This is a genomic window from Mesorhizobium sp. M1D.F.Ca.ET.231.01.1.1 (assembly GCF_003999155.2).
In the GTDB taxonomy this organism is placed as follows: Bacteria; Pseudomonadota; Alphaproteobacteria; order Rhizobiales; family Rhizobiaceae; genus Mesorhizobium.
Genome location: NZ_RZOZ02000005.1, coordinates 43,432 through 62,102, shown reverse-complemented (window position 1 = coordinate 62,102; position 18,671 = coordinate 43,432). Strand labels below are relative to the sequence as shown.

General features: G+C 58.8%; 13 protein-coding genes. 9 read left to right on the top strand and 4 right to left on the bottom strand.

Annotated features, from left to right (window positions below):
* Positions 1–71 precede the first annotated feature (71 nt).
* Positions 72–2,090, top strand: coding sequence for an acyltransferase family protein (locus tag EN874_RS15385; protein WP_168247499.1), 2,019 nt, complete (start codon positions 72–74; stop codon positions 2,088–2,090).
* Between the two features lie 5 nt (positions 2,091–2,095).
* The gene (locus tag EN874_RS15380; RefSeq protein WP_245513596.1) at positions 2,096–4,219 is read left to right on the top strand and encodes an acyltransferase family protein; all 2,124 of its coding nucleotides are present in this window, start codon (positions 2,096–2,098) and stop codon (positions 4,217–4,219) included.
* Here the strand turns inward: EN874_RS15380 and EN874_RS15375 are convergent.
* From EN874_RS15375 to EN874_RS15365, 3 genes are all read right to left on the bottom strand, one after another.
* Complete coding sequence (locus EN874_RS15375; RefSeq protein WP_168247498.1) at positions 4,167–5,660, bottom strand: O-antigen ligase family protein; 1,494 nt, start codon at positions 5,658–5,660, stop codon at positions 4,167–4,169. The genes EN874_RS15380 and EN874_RS15375 overlap by 53 nt on opposite strands.
* Before the next feature lie 177 nt (positions 5,661–5,837).
* The gene (locus tag EN874_RS15370) at positions 5,838–7,085 is read right to left on the bottom strand and encodes a glycosyltransferase (RefSeq protein ID WP_168247497.1); all 1,248 of its coding nucleotides are present in this window, start codon (positions 7,083–7,085) and stop codon (positions 5,838–5,840) included.
* 72 nt (positions 7,086–7,157) lie between these two features.
* Positions 7,158–8,021, bottom strand: a complete 864-nt coding sequence (locus tag EN874_RS15365; protein WP_127425504.1) for a hypothetical protein — start codon at positions 8,019–8,021, stop codon at positions 7,158–7,160.
* A gap of 207 nt (positions 8,022–8,228) precedes the next feature.
* Here EN874_RS15365 and EN874_RS15360 point away from each other — a divergent pair, with 207 nt between their 5' ends.
* The gene (locus EN874_RS15360) at positions 8,229–10,010 is read left to right on the top strand and encodes an ABC transporter ATP-binding protein (RefSeq protein WP_245513577.1); all 1,782 of its coding nucleotides are present in this window, start codon (positions 8,229–8,231) and stop codon (positions 10,008–10,010) included.
* A gap of 204 nt (positions 10,011–10,214) precedes the next feature.
* On the opposite strand, the gene EN874_RS15355 is transcribed toward EN874_RS15360, so the two are convergent.
* Positions 10,215–11,345, bottom strand: a complete 1,131-nt coding sequence (locus EN874_RS15355) for a glycosyltransferase family 4 protein (RefSeq protein WP_127425503.1) — start codon at positions 11,343–11,345, stop codon at positions 10,215–10,217.
* A 245-nt stretch (positions 11,346–11,590) separates the two neighbouring features.
* Between EN874_RS15355 and EN874_RS15350 the strand changes: the two genes are divergently transcribed.
* From EN874_RS15350 to EN874_RS15325, 6 genes are all read left to right on the top strand, one after another.
* Positions 11,591–12,871, top strand: a complete 1,281-nt coding sequence (locus EN874_RS15350) for a nucleotide sugar dehydrogenase (protein ID WP_127425502.1) — start codon at positions 11,591–11,593, stop codon at positions 12,869–12,871.
* Positions 12,872–12,904: 33 nt separating this feature from the next.
* Positions 12,905–13,924 carry an NAD-dependent epimerase gene (locus EN874_RS15345; RefSeq protein ID WP_127425501.1) on the top strand — a complete coding sequence of 340 codons (1,020 nt, stop codon included), beginning with the start codon at positions 12,905–12,907 and terminating at the stop codon, positions 13,922–13,924.
* Positions 13,925–13,958: 34 nt separating this feature from the next.
* Positions 13,959–14,753 carry a class I SAM-dependent methyltransferase gene (locus EN874_RS15340; RefSeq protein WP_127425500.1) on the top strand — a complete coding sequence of 265 codons (795 nt, stop codon included), beginning with the start codon at positions 13,959–13,961 and terminating at the stop codon, positions 14,751–14,753.
* 78 nt (positions 14,754–14,831) lie between these two features.
* A complete protein-coding gene (gene asnB, locus EN874_RS15335) occupies positions 14,832–16,802 on the top strand; it encodes an asparagine synthase (glutamine-hydrolyzing) (RefSeq protein ID WP_127425499.1) in 1,971 nt (656 codons plus the stop codon).
* Between the two features lie 186 nt (positions 16,803–16,988).
* On the top strand, positions 16,989–18,293 hold the full coding sequence (locus EN874_RS15330) for an O-antigen ligase (protein ID WP_127425805.1): 1,305 nt from the start codon (positions 16,989–16,991) through the stop codon (positions 18,291–18,293).
* Positions 18,294–18,467: 174 nt separating this feature from the next.
* The gene (locus tag EN874_RS15325; RefSeq protein WP_127425498.1) at positions 18,468–18,650 is read left to right on the top strand and encodes a hypothetical protein; all 183 of its coding nucleotides are present in this window, start codon (positions 18,468–18,470) and stop codon (positions 18,648–18,650) included.
* Positions 18,651–18,671: the final 21 nt, after the last annotated feature.

The window sequence follows — 18,671 nt, the reverse complement described above, 5'->3', positions numbered from 1 at the left end:
TATCGAAGTCCACGATCGACTCTTAGGGTATAGTCGGGCTACGAGACGCAGCGGTACCTCCGGGGACAGTGGTGAAGTTCGACTATCGACCCGACGTCGACGGCTTGCGCGCGATCGCGGTGATCGCCGTCATTCTTTTCCATTTCGGCGTACCCGGTTTTCCGGGAGGATTCGTCGGCGTTGATATCTTCTTCGTCATCTCTGGTTACTTGATCACGCGACTTCTGGTCGCCGAGGGCCGCGAACTGTCGCTTGTCGAATTCTATGGCCGGCGCATGCGTCGAATCCTGCCGGCAATGCTGGTGGTGATCACATTGTCGCTCGTCGCCGGCTGGTTCCTCCTGCTGCCGGGCGACTATTCCAGCCTGGGACGGAGCGCCGCCTTTTCCGCTGCAGGCCTCGGGAACTACTATTTTCTCTGGAACACGAGCTATTTCGATCGTGAGGCGACGCTCCTGCCGCTCCTGCATCTTTGGTCGCTTGGCGTAGAGGAGCAGTTCTATCTCGTGTGGCCGGCTCTGCTAATGGCCGCCAGCCGCCTGCCACGAGGCGGCCAGTCACCAACCATAGCGGCGATCTGCTTGGTCGCGGTGGCCAGCTTTTCGATCGCCCTGCACTTGGTGGCAGTCGATCCGAAGCAAGCGTTCTATGGTCCCTTCAGCCGGGCCTGGGAACTGGCGCTGGGCGGCCTGATGGTATTTGTCCCGCCGGTCGGTCGCCGAATCGCTTCCGAAGCATTCGGCCTGCTCGGCCTTTGCCTGATCGCCGCCAGCATTGTATGGCTATCGCCAAGCCAACCCTTCCCGGGACTGAGTGCACTGGTCCCGGTGATCGGCGCGGTGTCGCTGATCTGGCCGCGCTCCCACTCGATTCCGAGTGATGCTCTTTCCAGCTGGCCGCTTCGATTTACCGGGAAGATATCCTACAGCCTGTATCTTTGGCATTGGCCGATCCTGGTCTTCTTCCGTCACTACACCGGCGGTGCAATGCCGATGGCGGTCGAAGCGTCGGCCCTCATCGCAGCGGCCTGGCTGGTTGCCTATCTCTCGTGGCGATTCGTCGAGGAGCCTGCTCGCCGCCTGCGTCCGCCTCCGTTACGAGCGATCGTCGCCGGCGTTACTGCCGCGCTGGTGGTCGGCCTAGGCGGCAATGCGGTGTTCGAAGCCGATGGCTTCACCAGCAGGATTCCGCAGAAAGTGGAGGCTATGCGCAGCCTCGATGTGATGTGGAATTGGCCATGTCCGCAAATGATCAACATTCCTGAACTGGGGAGTGCTTTTTGCGGATTCGGCGCGCCGTGGGAGAAAGCGGCGCGCCACGCGGTGCTGTGGGGCGACAGCCATGCGGAGCATCTCGTCCCTCCCCTCGATGAGGTAGGCAAGGCAGAAGATACAGCTTTCTTCCTTTACCACGCCTGCCCAGCCGCCCTCGGGGAGGGTGTCCACCGCGACGTTCCGGAACTACCCAACTACCAGGAAAGCTGCACAGCGTCCCGCAAGGCTGTAGTCAGCATGCTTAGACGACGGCCGGACATCGACCTCGTGGTGCTTTCCTCGGCCTGGACAAGCCTTGCCTACACCCACATCGTTGCCGATGATGGGCCGCGGGCGGATAAAGTCCTGTTGCTGCGCGATGGCTTACGCAGCCTCATCGAGGAAATCGACAACCCGGACCGGCGCATAGGAATCATTGGCCAAGTACCGGGCCCAGGCCTGGATCTGACCTCGTGCGCGGTGATGCGCGAAAGCGGGATGCTGAGACGTTGTTCGACCGAAATGGACAGCGAGCGGATCTTGCGAGTGTGGTCGCCTATGGTGACTGCGCTCGGATCACTCGCGGAGGAAGAAGGCGTGTTCTTTGTCGATCCGCTCAAGGGAATGTGCCGGAATAGGCATTGCGCGACCTACGTCAACGGTGAGTTCATTTACCGAGACGCGTCTCACATGCGCAGAAACCTCAAGCCGGAGACCTTCGCCGCCATTGCACAAATGATAGGCCTCTACCGAGCGGCTCCCGCAGGTGACGAACAAACTCGAGTATCGGCGACGAACGCTCTTCGCGCTTCAACAACCAACGACACAAGCAATTGAGCGTGATGCGAAGCGGCCAAGCCCCGTTTTCGATAGCGACCGCCGCGACGTGGCGTGTAGAAACCAGTTCCCGCCCGTCCGCCGCATTTGCGGCGCCTGACAAGGTCGGCGTCCATCGCACGGACATAGATGGACTTAGGGCGATCGCCGTCTTGGCGGTGCTTTTTTTTCATCTGAGAGTTTCAGGTTTCGCTGGCGGCTTCGTCGGAGTGGATGTGTTCTTCGTAGTCAGCGGCTTTCTGATTACGCGCATTGTTGCGGCCGATATCGAGGCAGGACACTTCAGCCTCGCTCAGTTCTACTCTCGCCGAGCTCGCCGCCTCCTGCCAGCTTTCTTTACGACTCTGCTGCTTTCATGCGTCACTGCATTTCTTTTGTTTGCGCCTCAACATCTGGAAAGCTTCGCGGAGTCACTCGCGGCTGCGACCTTCGACGTTTCGAACATCTTCTTCTGGCACAAATCCGGCTACTTCGATCTCGCCGTGCGCATGAAACCCTTGTTGCATACCTGGTCCTTGAGCGTGGAGTGGCAGTTCTATCTCATCTGGCCGTTGTTGCTCTCAGCTTTGCTTGCCCTATTCCCACGACGGATGATTTGGCCGGTTTTGGCGATCGCCGCCTTCAGTTTCTTCCTCATTCTCGCGTTCCAAGATGGATCATTTTGGCTGTTTTCACGAACTCGCGCGGCTGACTGGATCACGGATGGTCGCGCCACCGTTTTCTACAACACGCCTTTTCGCGTATTCGAGTTCGCCTTCGGCGCCGCGCTGGTGTGGCTTCCGAAGCCGCGGTCCGTGATTGTTCACGAACTGCTCGCCTTGGTTGGGTTGGCAGTCGTCGGCAGCACCGTCCTCTTTTTAAATGGTACATCGCACGTCCCCGCCATGAACATGCTTGTGCCTGCCATAGGAGCGGCGATGGTGCTGCACGCGGACCGGTCGCGATGGGCAGGATTTGCCTTGCGCAACCGGCCGGCCGTGTATCTCGGCCGCATCAGTTACTCACTGTACCTCGTTCACTGGCCTCTGATCGTGTTTTGCGAATATGGCCTGCTTAGAGCCCTGCTGCCGTCCGAAGCCGTTCTCGTCGGATTGCTGTCTCTCGTCCTGGCGATCCTGATGTATCACGTCGTTGAGCAGCCTTACCGTATCAGTCGTCGTTTCGTCACACCGTCCAGGCTCGCGTTGGTAGGCCTGCTCACCTTCTCACTGATCAGCTATTCCATGTGGAGCGGTTTACCTTGGCGGTCGCCATCTGCTGTCGCAGGAGCCGAACTGGCCGACCGAGCGACCTTAGAATCAATCACGGGCTCACTTGGCTGTGAGGATTTCTGTGAGTTCGGAAACCTGGAGAGTCCCACGAAGATCCTGATTGTTGGGGACTCCCATGTCGATCATTACACGCGCGCTCTTGAAGAGATTGGCGGGACAGAGTTCCACTTCTTGCTGGCGCAAGCCGGCAGTTGCTATTTCGGAGCGGATCTCCAGAGCCAGTCCAGGGGTGCGGTTACGCAGCACTGCCGGATCGCGATGGATCAAGCTGCGCGCTGGCTGAAAGCCGGGGGAATAGCAGCCATCATCCATGCCCAGCGTTGGCCCGGATATCGGAACATTCTCGAACGGAAGGCCGACGGCGCGCCTATCTACATGCCCAACTTGACGAAGCTTTTTCCGGTAATGCTTGACGACATTGCCAAGCTCTATGCTGGTTTTCGCGGTCCGGTGATCTTGATTGGACACGCTCCCAACACCAATCTGATCTGCGACTTAAGGCCAGCTTTTTTCTCCTTGCCGTGTCCGACAGCCTCAAAGGCAGAGCATGCCGCCTTCAAATCGGCCTTCACGACTTTTGCAACCCGTCACTCCACGTTCCAATTTGTTGATCCTCTGGAAATCATCTGCCCAGCAATGCAATGCCGTGCGACCGACCTTGCGGGGCATGCCCTCTACGTCGACGAACACCACTTCTCAATCTTCGGTGCGAGGCTTATCGTTCCGAAAATCATCGAGAGACTTGAAGATGATCTGTCGATCTTGCGCCAGCAAGCTGTCAGCGACCAATCCTATCTTCCCGATCCTAACGAGATGGATGGCGAAACAAAGAGAGGGTCGCTAGAGACCAAGCGATGATTGTGCCTAAGAATATGAAGCAAAGCGGGCCGACCAAGAGCCCTGCAGCCGGCAGCGGTTTGAGGAAGAAGATCGCGACGCAGGCGGCCGCGAAAAGTGCGATGCCTGCAACTGTGCCGGAAGCAAAACTCCAAGAAGTTCTCTTGCGCGTCGGCGAGGACTGTTGAGCGGGCACCCTCGCGGCAAGCATGCCGCCGATTCCGAGAGCGACCGGAATAAAGAGACTCGGCGTAAGCAAGAGGTCATGGGAAGTCATCATCACCCCTATAACGGCAATGCCGACGGCAAGGTCCCTAGCCTCTCTCACGAAGTAGAAGGCGAAGGCCGCGAGGCCGATCGGGATCAGCCAGCCCAAGTGACCAAAAGCGACTGCGAACAGGACGAATGTGTTGTGAGGGGCAAGCGCTTGCGCCTCCTCAAGTCCGCGGCCGAAGAAGCCACCCTCTCGATAGGCGAGCAGGCCGCGCTCGAGAAAGAGAGCTCTTGCCGAGATCGAATTTCTCTTGCCCTCATCCGTTAGACGTTTGTCCAACGCCTGCATCTTGGATTGGTTTACCGCGGACGGTGGCGCGGGGTTGGATGGCGGACGAGATAAGGCAGCTGTGTCGACCCCGGGCGGGGCTGAACCGGTCCCGGATTTTGCTGCGGCAATCCCCGCAGATGAACTTTCCTCAGGCGACTGAGATGGGATTTCAGCGCCAGATGTGCGCCGATCGAGTGTGTCGACAGCCTTCGTTGCTTCGTCGAGCGCCCTGCTTACCGACAATGCCCCGGCAAAGGACTCGCCGATAGCTATCCTGAAGTAGCGATTCGTCATCGATGCAACGCTAGTGACGCCGACCAGCAGGCACGCCACAGCGAGCGCCCGCGCCCAACTGGCATTGTTGATCTGGAATCGCCAGCCAGTTCGATATCGTTGCCATATCCTGATAGCAATTGGCGCCGCCAAAGTGGCGGCAGCAGCAAGAAGGGTCGATCGGGACAAAGTGACCACCAGCGCCCCTGCGACAAGAACGAGAAAACTCGCCCGCCATTTCTTGGCTACACCACGGTAGCTAGCCGCCGCACCCAGCAGTAGTCCGGCTGCGGCAACATTCGGGTTGATTGCTAAACCAGCCGCGCGGCCCAGGGTGCCAGTAAAGCCATGGACGAAAAATATGTCTAGGAAACAAACAATAGCATTGAGAGCTGTGACCGACGCAGAGAGCCGCAGTGCGATCGAAGGAGCGGAAGCAAGCATCAGGACGATGGTGGAGCCGCCGAGTGCAAGAGTGATCAGATAGCTCCTGTTAACGAGCCCTATCGGATGCAGTGCAATGGGTACGACTGCCATCGCGGCACTGAATGCAAGCGGCCAGATAAATTTACGCACGTCGCGGCGCACCACTATAACGGTGATCGAGACCGCCAAGACAACGCAATAGACAGCGTACAGTGCCATCCTCACATACTCATCTCGCCCTGCGAACAAGGGCAAGGAGAACGGCATGAACCAAGTTTGATATACTACAATGGTAAACGCGCAGAACCCGGCAGAGATATTCACCAGGAAAGCGTTTAGCGAACTAGCCGAATTCACCAAGCAATCCGAGCGTGTCTGGGCAACCCCGCTCATCCGTCAACCTGTAAGGTAGATGCGTTCGTAGGCGTCGACCATAGCTCTCGTCGAGTAGCGCTCACGCATCGCCCGTCGCCGAAACTCCCGATCGGCCGCAGGCTCAGGCAATTGCTCGATAACTGCGAGAAGCCCGCGAGCTAGGTCGGCCGGGTCGTGAGCCTTCACCAACACACATCCTGACATGCCGGAGAGCGCCTCCGGATTTCCACCGACATTGGTAGCGACGACAGGCAGCCCTGCTGCAAGTTTTTCCATCAAGGCGTTGCAAAAGCCTTCCTCATGGGAAGCGATCACGCCGACATCCATGCCGGCGAGCAAGCCCGGCACATCGCTTTGCGTTCCCAACGCATGCACCTTCGAGCTGACGCCGAAACGCTGTGCCTCTTCCGCCAGGCGCGGTCCGATGCCGCGGTCCTCTCCCGCCATGAACAGCCGCAGGTTAGGCCGCTTCTCGCTTGCACGAGCGAATGCCTCGATCAGGTCCTTGTGGCCCTTATACGGAATCAAATTAGCAACTATGACGATCCCAATTTCACTCGGATCAAGGCCAAGCCGGTGCCGGGTTTCGTCCCGGCTGCGGCCGATATCATCGAAGCGGCCGAGATCGAGACCGTTCGGAATCACCTCTATTTTGTTGATATCATAGCCGTCGCGCATTGCGGTATCAGCCGCGACGGCATGCGAGTTCGCGACCACCACATGGGAGAACCGATTGGCAAATCGATCCATCCATTTCAGCCATGGCCACCGTTCTTGATGGGTGCCGGCACCGCGTCGGCTTGTAATAACGAGTCGTGCGAAGGCAGCCTGTCCGGCCAGAGCGCTCATGAAGTTCGCCAGCGGCAGAAAAGCATGGATGACGCTCGGTCTTTCGAGGGCAACCCGCCTAAAGAGCCACATGACCGCCGCCACGAGAGCCAGCATCTCTTTTAGGCCAGGCTTGGTCTTTGAAATAGTGCTCGCTGCATTCGGTCGGTGACGGCCGTAAAACACCGTTACGCCGGCACGGCTCAGTGGATCGGCAAGTACATTCGCTGCTCGGGTGAGAGCGAAAACTTCGACTCTCCAGCCTCGTCTCGCCAATTCCTTGGCGAGCAATACGAGTTGGCTCTCCGTGCCGCCAAGGCTAAGCGAGCCGATGACAAAGAGCACGCCACGACGACGCCCTCCAGCGAGTGCTGCAGAGGGCTCGGCTGCAGGTTCCCGTCGTTCAGGACCGGTCATCGAAACTTCTTCTCGCAGCGTCATCCGCCGCGCCGCCGGCATCTCACAGGACCGTCGCTTGCCATAGTCTTCAGATTCAGGCAAGCATGAAGCGTCCTACGCGCCATGATCGGACGACCGATTAAAAGTAAAAAGTTTCGGAACTAAGACAAACTGCCGCCGAGCACGTGACCTGCCGACAGACAGCAGGCCTATAGCCAGCAACATGAACGGCGGAAGCCATTTCAGCCGCTCGAACATCGCCTCATAGGCAAGCACGTTTCGGAAACCTTCCGTGGTCCCAAGCGGATGCCAAGGCTGACTATACGCTTTATGCAGAAGGGGCAGCGCGGATCCGTAGTCGGCATAGTAGGAGTCAATTAGCGAGGGATACTTTTCTACGGCAGCAAGAGAATAGGGAATAAAGACACCATAATCGGAATCGAGAACATTACCGTTGGCCTCCACAATGGTATGCTGTTCCGCACTGTATATCGTCGCGTCGATTCCTTGTTCGGTGAGGATCGAATAGACAATCTTCGAGACTTGAGAGCAGAAGCCGTAGCCACGGTCCAAGGCCTTTCGAGGAGTCAGAAACTCGTAATTTTGAAACCCTTCACGATATTCAGGAACCAGACCAAGTATCCAGATCAAATAGTTGTCAAAAGCACTGATCCGCGTGTAGCGGGCATCGGTTGCCGCCCAACTATCCCCTTCTGTCCAATAGTGCACCATTCCCCCTGCGACAGCCTTGGTCAGCCGATCAAGATAGATCTGCATCGGCTCATTCGGGTCACGGTAAAGGTCCTCCAAGTCGCCAATTTTCTGCGCAAAACCGAGCGGCCCCTCGATTGCCGTCATAGGCGGTGCCGGATAGGCGCTGACCAGGCCGAGGGGATAAGCGGCGACAAAAAGCAGAAATGCTGCTCCAGCTCCAACCAGCCAGAGACCTAGGGGCTGCCTAAACCGATCGATGGCCAAAACAAGGCTCCGGCTGAGAATCGTTTCCTCCTCAAGTAACTAAGCAGCATATCATATTGGCACGTTCGCTAGCGCGTCTAAATGGTCCAGCTTGCGAATGGCGGTTGGCTCGATCAGATATGACAAATTGTCAATTGGCCCCAGTTGCGACTTGTCTCCCGCCCCCGTACATGCGCATTGAGCACGCCAACAATGTGGATATTAAGCTTGGCATTGAACGGCTCTTGGAACCTGGGCATTACGACCGACGCGCTTCGGCGCTTGTGGGTACAAATGTCGAGACGCCAACGGCGTCAGTTTTTCCGCCTTCTCGTCCTGATGTTCTTCGGCGCGATCGCCGAGGCCGCGACGCTCGGCGCCCTCTTACCGTTTCTCGCTCGGATTGCGGATCCCAATGCCGTCGGCGATCAATCATTAGTTTCGCGTCAGTTGCAGGGATTGGGTCTGGCGGGGTCCAGCGACAACTTCCTGCCATTGCTGCTTCTTTTTTCGGCGGTGGCGGTGATTGCTGGCGCAGTACGCATTCTTCTCGCCCGGGCAATCCACTCTTTTGTATTTTCGCTTGGACACGAACTAGCAGTCAGAGTTTATAAGCGCGCACTTTATCAATCTTATAGCTATCACCTTTCGAATAGCTCAAGTTCTGTGTTGGCGACACTTCGGCAGGTCCACATCATAAACATGAATGTGCTCCTTCCATTTCTTCAGGCAGTAAGTGGGTCGATCATCAGTGTTTTCGTCGTCGCTGCGATGTTTGTCTTGAGTTCCTTTATCACATTTGTGATTTTTGCCGGGATAGGAACAGCCTACCTCGGTATGTCTCTCTTCATTCGCAAGCATCTAAAGACGAATGCGCGAACCATCGAACGAATGCAAGCAGAAGATATTCGTGCGGTACAAGAGGGGTTGGGCGGCATTCGCGATGTCATCATCAACGACACACAGCCCTACTTTCTCTCCCGCTTCGAAGAACTCGACAGGCACTTGCAGCACGCTTACTCGACCAACGCACTAGCTGCTGCCACGCCGCGCTTCGCGATCGAAGCCATCGGTATGGTTATCATCGCGACGCTTGCTTATATTCTGATCAGCCGAACCAACAACGCTGGTCAGGTGTTGCCAATGCTTGGAACATTTGTTCTTGGTGCACAGCGCCTGGTTCCCGTGATGCAACTGATCTATGCGAATTGGGCGCTTATACTCGGCAATATCGCTGGTGTTGAGGTAGTTCTCAAGGCCATCGAGGCACCCCTCCCGGTAGATGCGCACCAATCTCCACCGAAGCGTTTGCCGTTCGATAGGGCAATAGTATTGAAGAATCTATCGTTCCAATACGGGCCTGACGAGCGTCCCGTGATCGAACACTTCAGCCTCACGATCGTCAAGGGTACAAAAGTCGGCTTTGTCGGCAAGACGGGCAGCGGAAAGAGCACGACAGTCGATCTAGTGATGGGCCTGCTCGAGCCGACCAGCGGAGCAATCGAGATCGATGGACAACTATTGGATGGAACCACGCGGCGTGCCTGGCAAAGACAGATCGCCCATGTGCCGCAAAGTATCTTCCTGACCGACGCCTCGATCGCCGAGAATATTGCCTTTGGCCTCGACCCCGCCGACATCAACCATGATCGCGTTCGCAACGCGGCGCAGCAGGCCGCTTTGGCTGAGTTCATCGAGAGTCTTCCTCAGGGGTATGAGACACGGGTTGGCGAGCGTGGCGTCCGTCTGTCGGGCGGCCAGCGCCAGCGGATCGGCATTGCTCGAGCGTTGTACAGACAGGCGTCCCTGCTTGTTTTTGACGAAGCCACGAGCGCGCTTGATACGGACACTGAGGCCGCTGTTATGGAGGCAGTCTGGGAACTGCCGGCCGACCTGACGGTGCTGATCATTGCTCATCGCTTTACGACGGTTGAAAATTGCGATGAGATCGTGACGGTTGAAAACGGCCGGCCGCATATATGGACAAAAACCGGCGATCATATCGCCTAGTTCCTTTGGCTGCTGCTCTTCGAATCTGAAAATTACTGCGCGTAAAGCTTCACCAGTGGATACCGTCACGGGCTAGTAATCAGACCTTCCGAATACGTTCGCTGATTGATGGCAAATTCCACGACCACCCTCAGTGCCTGTCGATGAACGCAGCCCAATTGGCTCCGAACTCGTATCGGTCGGCCGCTGAATTGCCTTGAACCGTCATTCTGCGGCCCGCTGCCCGGCTTCGATGATTTCCATCATATGAGCGGTCACCTTCTGAATATCGTAGCGCTGTTCGGCGATCCTCCGGCTGTTCCTGGCCATGCTTTCGGCCTCATCCGGATTGTCGATCAGGCGGATCATCGCCTCCGCCAGGGGGGCCGTGGCGCCGACCGGCACCAGCAGGCCGTTCACCCCGGGAACAATCGGCGCGCGGCAACCCGGCGCATCCGTCGTGATCACCGGGCGGCCCATCGCCATCGCCTCCAGAACCGAGCGCGAGGTGCCCTCACGGTAGGACGGAAGCACGTAAACACGCGAATCGGCGATCACCCCGCGAACGTCTTCGACGGCCCCGTGATAGTGAATCGTTCCGTCCGCCACGGCTGCTTCAACCTCCGAAACCGGAAATCCCGCGGGGTTGGGATCCGTGTCACCGACCAGGTCGAAACAAGCCTCCGGCCGGACCGCCTTCACCAGTCTCGCCGCGGCCAGATATTCCGCGAGGCCTTTGTCGCGAAGCAGGCGCGCGATCATCAGAAATCGCGGCTTGTGCGGGAGAGGCGCCACCTGGAAGCGCTCCAGGTCGACCCCTGAACCGTTGACGACGTTGGCTGGTGTCCGTCCGAGAAGCCCCAGTCGACGGAAATCATCGCGGTCGTCGTCATTCTGGAAGGTGGCCGTGGTGGCCGCACGCAGGCTGGCGGCATAAAGCAGCCGAGCCACGGCGTTGACGGCCCGCCAGCGCAGCGATTTGTGCCGGTCCGTGAACGCATAGCCGAGACCGGTGACAAGCGCGTGCCGGCGCGGCACCCGTGCGATCAATGCCGCGGGTACGCCGTAGACGATTGGCTTGATCGCGCAGGCCAGCACGATCCGAGGCTTGAGTTTTCGTATCTTCCTGTAGAGCCGAAAGGCCAAAAGCGTGTCGCCGAGCGGCGCAACAGCGGCGCGCTCCATCGGCAATGGATGGAACCGGATGCCGTTTTCTGTCAGCCAACGAACGGTCATCGCATCGAATGGGGCCAGGGCGTGAACTTCGTATCCTGCAAGGCGCAGCGCAAGAAGAAAATGCCCCCGCGTGGTTGCAAGGGACCTTGGTTCGCTGACGACAACGACGATACGGTTCATGCGTTCAATTCTTGGGCTGATCGCTTCAGGCCATTCGCCCCTTGTAGGTTTTCGACGCCCGAAACCCAATCCTGACGCATGTTATCCACAACATCGATCGGCATGAGAGCGCATGAGCGGCGCAAGCATGGTCGCGGACCATTTTTGAGTGGAGACTTCTGCCTTCGCAACGGCGCATCGTTGAATTGAAACACCGCCTGCCATAAAAGCGCCTCGACTGATCGATGACCTGAGGAAATCCGCGGATGTCCGAACGCATTGCTGTAATCGGATTAGGCTATGTCGGCTTGCCGGTAGCTGTCGCCTTTGGAAAGGTTTTCCCGGGAACGATTGCGTTTGATATCAGCGAACGTCGCATCACCGAACTGCGCGACGGCATCGATCGCACGGGAGAGGTCGACGCAACGTCGCTCAAGGAAACGTCGATCGTCCTCACCGCCGACCGACAGATGTTGAAAGGCGCGACGTTCTTCATTGTCGCCGTGCCGACCCCTATCGACAACAACCGCGCCCCCGATCTCGCGCCCCTGAAGTTGGCCTCCGAACTTGTCGGCGAAGCGGTTGAGAAGGGCGCGGTCGTCGTTTTCGAATCGACGGTCTATCCAGGCGTGACGGAAGATTTCTGCGGGCCGATCATCGAGCGGATTTCGGGCCTTAGGCACCCTGATGACTTCACGCTTGGCTATTCGCCCGAACGAGCCAACCCTGGCGATCGGGAACACTCGCTGCAACGGATCGTCAAAGTCGTCTCCGGCGAGAACACCGAGACGCTGGAGCGCGTGGCGGATACCTATGGTCGCATCATCGATGCCGGTGTCTACCGCGCCCCCTCGATCAAGGTGGCCGAGGCAGCGAAAGTGATCGAGAACACCCAGCGCGATCTCAACATCGCGCTGATGAATGAATTGGCAATGATCTTCGAGCGGCTCGACATCCGGACCCAGGATGTTCTCGATGCCGCGTCGACAAAGTGGAACTTTCTTCCCTTCAAGCCGGGTTTCGTGGGTGGCCACTGCATCAGCGTCGATCCATACTATCTGACCGCCAAGGCAGAGGCTGAGGGATACCACCCGCAGATCATCCTAGCCGGCCGTCGCATCAACGACGGCATGGGAGCCTTCGTTGCCCAACAGGTCGTCAAGCAGCTGATCCGCTCGGACATGCCCGTCAAGGGAGCTTCCATCGGCGTTCTCGGGCTGACCTTCAAGGAGGACGTGCCGGATTTGCGCAACAGCCGCGTCTTCGACATGGTCAGGGAACTGCGGCAATTCGGCATTGTCCCCAAAGTCCACGACCCGCTTGCCGATGCCGAAACCGCTCGACGCGACCATGGCGAAACAATCCTGCCGATCGAGGAAATAAAAGATCTGCAGGCGCTTGTTCTGGCGGTTCCTCACAAGCATTATCTCGAGGGTGGGAAGTCCCGCATTTTTGAGATGATCAGACCAGGTGGAACGCTGTTCGACATCAAGTCTGCCTTCAAGCCGAATGAAATTCCTGGCACGATAAAATATTGGAGCCTGTGAGGCTCGGCCAGAAATCGACGCTGGGGATAAGCCGTGACATCAAGCAGGCCAATTCTGATCACCGGCGCGGCCGGTTTCATCGGTTTTCATCTCTGCGAGAGACTGCTCTCCGACGGCCGGCAGGTCGTTGGATTGGATTCCATGAATGAGTACTACGACGTCACCCTGAAGCGGGCGCGGCTCGACCGGCTGAACAGGTTCCCGAACTTTCGGTTCGAGCATGTCGATCTCACGGAGCGCGACCGTATTGCGGCGCTGTTTCTGTCGGCCGCGCCGGGGATCGTCGTCAATCTCGCGGCTCAAGCCGGCGTGCGCTATTCGCTGACCAATCCGCACGCCTATGCGGAAAGCAATCTCGGCGGCTTTCTCAATGTCCTCGAAGGATGCCGGCACGCCTCGGTTGGCCATCTGGTCTATGCCTCCTCCAGTTCGATCTATGGCGGCAGTACACGAATGCCGTTCTCCGTTCACGATTCGGCTGACCATCCGCTCAGCCTCTATGCGGCAAGCAAGAAGGCCAACGAGCTTATGGCGCACACCTATAGCCATCTGTTCGCACTGCCGACGACGGGACTGCGCTTCTTCACCGTCTATGGTCCCTGGGGACGGCCGGACATGGCTCTGTTCATCTTCGCCAGGGCCATCCTCGCCGGCGAGCCGATCGACGTCTTCAACTATGGCAACATGCAGCGGGATTTCACTTATATCGACGACATTGTTGAAGGCATTGTCCGCGTCATGCGGCAGCCCGCGACGCCCAACCCGGATTGGAAAAGCGCCGCGCCGGATCCGGCAACCAGCAACGCTCCGTTCAGGATCCACAACATCGGCGGCAATTCGCCCGTTCAACTGAACCGGCTGATCGAGGTGCTGGAAGACGCGCTCGGGCGCAAGGCAAACCGCAACCTGATGCCGATCCAGCCGGGCGACGTTCCGTCGACGTCCGCCGATGTCAGCTCGCTCGAGGAGGCGACTGGATTCAAACCGAAGATCCCGATCGAGATCGGGGTCCCGCGCTTCGTGAAATGGTATCGGGAATTCTATCGGGTATGATCGGCAGCTTCGGCGGCACGGCAGGTGAAGGTCCATGAACGCACGCTATGATTTCGGCCGCAACTGGTCCGAGCTCGCCGCGCGTTTCGAGCAGGAGCACCTGGACCGCGCCTGCCAGGACCTTCGCCGCCTCGTCGGCGATGTGAAGGACAAGACCTTTCTGGATATCGGCTGCGGGTCGGGTTTGCACTCGGCGGCCGCCCTTCGACTTGGAGCGGCGAAGGTCCTGGCGCTGGACTACGACACCGACTGCGTCGAAACGACAAAAGCCGTCCTTTCTCGGTTCGCGCCGGTAGCCGAATGGAGCGTGGAGCGAGCCGATATCCTCGACAAGGGATCGCTTCCATCGGGGACATTCGACATCGTCTATTCCTGGGGCGTCCTGCATCACACCGGGGACATGTGGGCAGCGATGCGCAACGCGACCGGTCTCGTCGGCCGCGGGGGACGTTTTGGCCTTGCGATCTACCTGAAGACACCTCTTTGCGGACTGTGGACCGTCGAAAAACGGCTGTACTCCTCCCATCGGTGGCTGCGCGCTCCCGTAAAGGCACTCTTTGTTCCCGCCTACATCCTGGCGAGAACGTTGCGTCACGGGGACCCGATCTCTTTTGTAAAGAACTATCGCGCGCGCCGCGGCATGGAGTTCCTGGCAGATGTCGACGATTGGCTCGGTGGATATCCCTATCAATCCACTTCGGCCAACGAGTTGGAGACGACCGTCGAAAAGCTTGGGTTTCGCACGAAGCAGCGCTTCAATGTAACGCCTGGAATTGGTCTTTTCGGCACCGGCTGCGGTGAATGGTGTTTCGAGCGAATCGATTTATAGATACTTGGTTTTCCTCTATCTGATCTCGCGGCATAGAGAGCAAATCTCGGGCTGGCCATCATGGAGCAGTGACGCCGTATGTGCGGTATCGTCGGCATTGTAGGAGGAGCGGCCGCGACGGTCAGCGGCGCCTCCACCGTGCGCCGCATGGCCGACATGATCCGGCATCGCGGTCCGGATGGGGACGGCGTCTGGACCGATGCCGAGGCCGGCGTCGCTCTCAGTCAGCGCCGACTGGCGATTATCGATCTGTCGTCGGCAGGCGCGCAGCCGATGACCTCGCATGGTGGTCGCTACGTCATTGTCTTCAACGGAGAAATTTACAACCACGCCGAGATGCGCACGCTCCTCGATCGCAAGCATGGCCTTCATGCCTGGCGCGGGCATTCCGACACCGAGGTCTTGCTGGCTGCGATCGAAGAGCTGGGTCTGAAAAAGGCCCTCGAACTGGCCGTCGGCATGTTCGCTTTCGGCTTGTGGGACCGGCTGGAGAGAACGCTCGTCCTCGGCCGCGATCGCCTGGGGGAAAAACCCTTGTACTACGGGCGTGTCGGCAAGGCGTTCGCTTTCGCCTCCGAAATCAAGGCATTCAGCCCGCTTCCCAACTGGCGCCCGGAGATCGACCGCAATGCGCTGGCGTTGTTGATGCGCCACAACTACATCCCCGCGCCTTACAGCATCTATCAGGGCATCCGCAAACTAAGGCCCGGCGAGTTTCTCGTCCTTTCCGACCCTATGCGCGAGCCGCGCGTCGAGAGCTATTGGAGCGCCAGGGAAGTCGCCGAACGGGGCCGGCGTGATCCTTTTCAAGGGAGTCCCGAAGAGGCGGTCGACGGCCTCGAGCGTCATCTTCGCCAGGCGCTCGAAGGGCAGATGATCGCCGACGTGCCGCTCGGCGCCTTTCTTTCGGGCGGCATCGATTCCTCCGCGATCGTGGCGGTCATGCAGTCGATCAGCTCGCGGCCGGTGCGGACGTTCACGATCGGATTCAACGAAGCAGGCTACAACGAGGCGCACCACGCCCAGCAGGTGGCGCGCCGGCTCGGCACCGATCATACCGAACTTTATCTTAGCGAGCGCGACGCGCTCGACGTCGTGCCGCAGCTGCCCGGCATCTATTGCGAGCCTTTCTCGGACTCCTCGCAGATCCCGACGTTCCTGGTGTCCAAGTTGGCGCGTGGCAGTGTCAAGGTCGCGCTGTCGGGCGACGGCGGAGACGAGCTGTTTTCGGGCTACACGCGTTACGCGCTTGCCGATGCTTTCTGGAACAGGCTTTCCCGGATCCCGATCGGGTTGCGCCTTGTGTCGGCGAGCTTGGCCACGCTGCCGTCCGCGGGTCTCTATGACAATGTCGCAGGCGGGATCATGCCGCTCCTGCCGCGGCGCATGCGCCGCCAGCGTGTGGGCGACAAGATCCACAAGGCCGCCTCGGTCCTTTCGCTGCGAAGCTTAGACGATGTTTATCGTCGCCTCTGCTCGCACTGGGAGCCCGCGGATATCGTTCTCGGTGCGGCTGAGCCGCCGACGATGCTGACGGGGCTTGAACCCCTTCCGGATTTGCCGGGCAACGTCGAGCGGATGATGTATCTCGACACGATGAGCTATCTGCCGGATGACATTCTGGTAAAGGTCGACCGTGCGGCAATGGCCATCGGCCTTGAAACCCGCGTGCCGCTTCTCGACCATCGCCTTGTAAGCTTTGCGCTTTCGTTGCCGCTTTCCGTTCTGCGGACCGGCGGGCAAACCAAGTGGCCGCTCAGGCAACTGCTCTACAGACATGTTCCTCAGGCGCTTGTCGAACGTCCAAAGATGGGCTTCGGCGTGCCTATAGATGCCTGGTTGCGCGGTGCCCTCCGCGACTGGGCGGAGGCGCTGCTGGACGAGCGCCGATTGCAGGAGGATGGCTTTTTCCGGTCGAAGCCGATCCGGCGCGCCTGGTCCGAGCATCTTTCCGGACATCGCAACAACCAGTATCTGCTTTGGGACGTGCTGATGTTCCAATCATGGCGGGAAGCGCACCAGGGAGCCTCGGCTGCTGCCGCGGCTTGAGCAAGCGCAAGCTCAAACGGTTTCATTTTTGCACTGTCCGCCCGTTGCGGCCGGATGGCGAGCACAATGGAATCGCACTATCGGATGCCGGAACTAGGGGCTATACCGGCTCCGGGACAGGGGCCAGGGTAAGCGGGGATCATTGAGTAGATCTGCACGCAACCTAAGAGATTGCAAAGCAAGGCATTGAATCCGCTTACATCGCTCCGGCGCCACCTCACGGCCGAAAAGATCAACCTCTACTTCTCGATGGTCTGTTTCTTTTCGCCGCCGGTGCTCGGATCGGTGGTGAGCTTCGTTTTTCATGGTGGCGCCCTCTGGTCGGTGGTGCTGCTGGCCGCCGGGCGACGCCGCTTGAACATCGACCGGCCGATGGTTGCCATGACCATTGCAATCTATGCCTATTGCGCGGCGATGGTTTTGGCATCGATCGTCAATGGTACGCTGCGGGTCGACGTTGCGTATTTCCTGCCGCTGATCACCTTGTTGTTGTTCCCGATCTCTTATTCGACCTGGAGCATCACCGATAAGGCGGCCCTTGCCCGCCTTGCCGTGCTCGCCAGCGCGGCGGCCTGTGCGGGCGCGCTGGTCCTGGCCGTCGTCCAATATTACTGGATCGGCATGCTCCGGGCCGAAGGCGGAGCCGGAAATCCGATCGTGTTTGCGACGGTCACCTGTCTTGCCGTGGTGATATGCCTTGCAGGCGCCCTGTCGGGGTTGGAGAAGGCCTGGGAACCACTCATCGTCGCCGCGCTCGCCGGCGTCGTGGCGACCCTCTATTCGGGCTCGCGCATGGTTTGGGTGGCCCTGTTGATCGCGGTTGTTGCCGTGCTCGCAATCAATCGCCAAAGGTTCGCTCGGGCGAATATGAGGCGGTTTCTGGTGGTGGCCGGAGCCGCGAGCCTGCTGACCGCCGCAATGACGTCCCCGATCATCGTGGATCGCACTCATGTCCTTTTTGACGACTGGGATGCCCTTGTCACCAAAGGCGATCATTCCACCCCGCTCGGACTGCGCGTTGGGCTCTGGGACATAGGGCTCGAGGCATATCGCGAGGCCCCGCTTTTCGGCCACGGCATTTCCGCGAGTCGAGGGCTTTCAAGGCAGGGATTCAAGAAGCACTTTGGGCTGAGCCAAGGTTTCAACCATTTTCACAACGGCTTTCTGACTGCGTTGGTGCAGGCTGGACTTGTAGGCGCAACTGCACTGGCGGCGATCTTCGTCGTCGCGATCTGGAACGCGACAAGAGTGCTGCGTTTCAGTGCCGATCCGCTGGAGCGGTTCGGGGCGACGATGATCGTCGTCACCGTCATAGTGTACCTTGTTGGCGGGCTGAGCGGCATCCTTGTCGGCCACGACATTCTCGATTCAACGCTGATGGTGTTCCTGATTTCTGGAACTTACCTGGCTTGCGGGCGCACCGTGCCGCCAATCGGAAAAAGCTCTTGTGACCATGGTCCGGTTCGCGAATTGGAACTCACAAAGACCTAGAGCAATTCCAGGAAAAGTGTGTAACGGTTTTCCGTCCGGAATGCGTAAAAACAAATATTTAGAGCATGTCTCCCGAAGTGGGGCCGGTTTCGGGATAACGACATGCTTGAAATCAATGGCTTAAAGCGCGTCGCCTGAATCCGCTGCGTCGACGTGCTTCAGGAGCTTCGGCCGGTGAAGTGGTTCGCGTGGCGTAGCGAAGGAAGGATTGCCCAGTCGAAGACGCCGGCGTCCCCTTCCCCGGGATATTTCCTGGCGCCGGCGCTCGACAAGGCCGTGACGGCATCAAGGCTGGAGCTGGCCACCATTTCCAGCCATCTAAGACACTCTTCACCTGTCGATCCGGATCTGACGTGAAGAGCGTCTCGACCGGGGTGC

Coding starts and splice junctions, on each gene's coding strand:
- EN874_RS15380 (WP_245513596.1), top strand. CDS start 2,096: ATGCGAAGCGGCCAAGCCCCGTTTTCGATAGCGACCGCCGCGACGTGG.
- EN874_RS15375 (WP_168247498.1), bottom strand. CDS start 5,660: ATGGCACTGTACGCTGTCTATTGCGTTGTCTTGGCGGTCTCGATCACC.
- EN874_RS15370 (WP_168247497.1), bottom strand. CDS start 7,085: ATGACGCTGCGAGAAGAAGTTTCGATGACCGGTCCTGAACGACGGGAA.
- EN874_RS15355 (WP_127425503.1), bottom strand. CDS start 11,345: ATGAACCGTATCGTCGTTGTCGTCAGCGAACCAAGGTCCCTTGCAACC.
- EN874_RS15350 (WP_127425502.1), top strand. CDS start 11,591: ATGTCCGAACGCATTGCTGTAATCGGATTAGGCTATGTCGGCTTGCCG.
- EN874_RS15340 (WP_127425500.1), top strand. CDS start 13,959: ATGAACGCACGCTATGATTTCGGCCGCAACTGGTCCGAGCTCGCCGCG.
- asnB (WP_127425499.1), top strand. CDS start 14,832: ATGTGCGGTATCGTCGGCATTGTAGGAGGAGCGGCCGCGACGGTCAGC.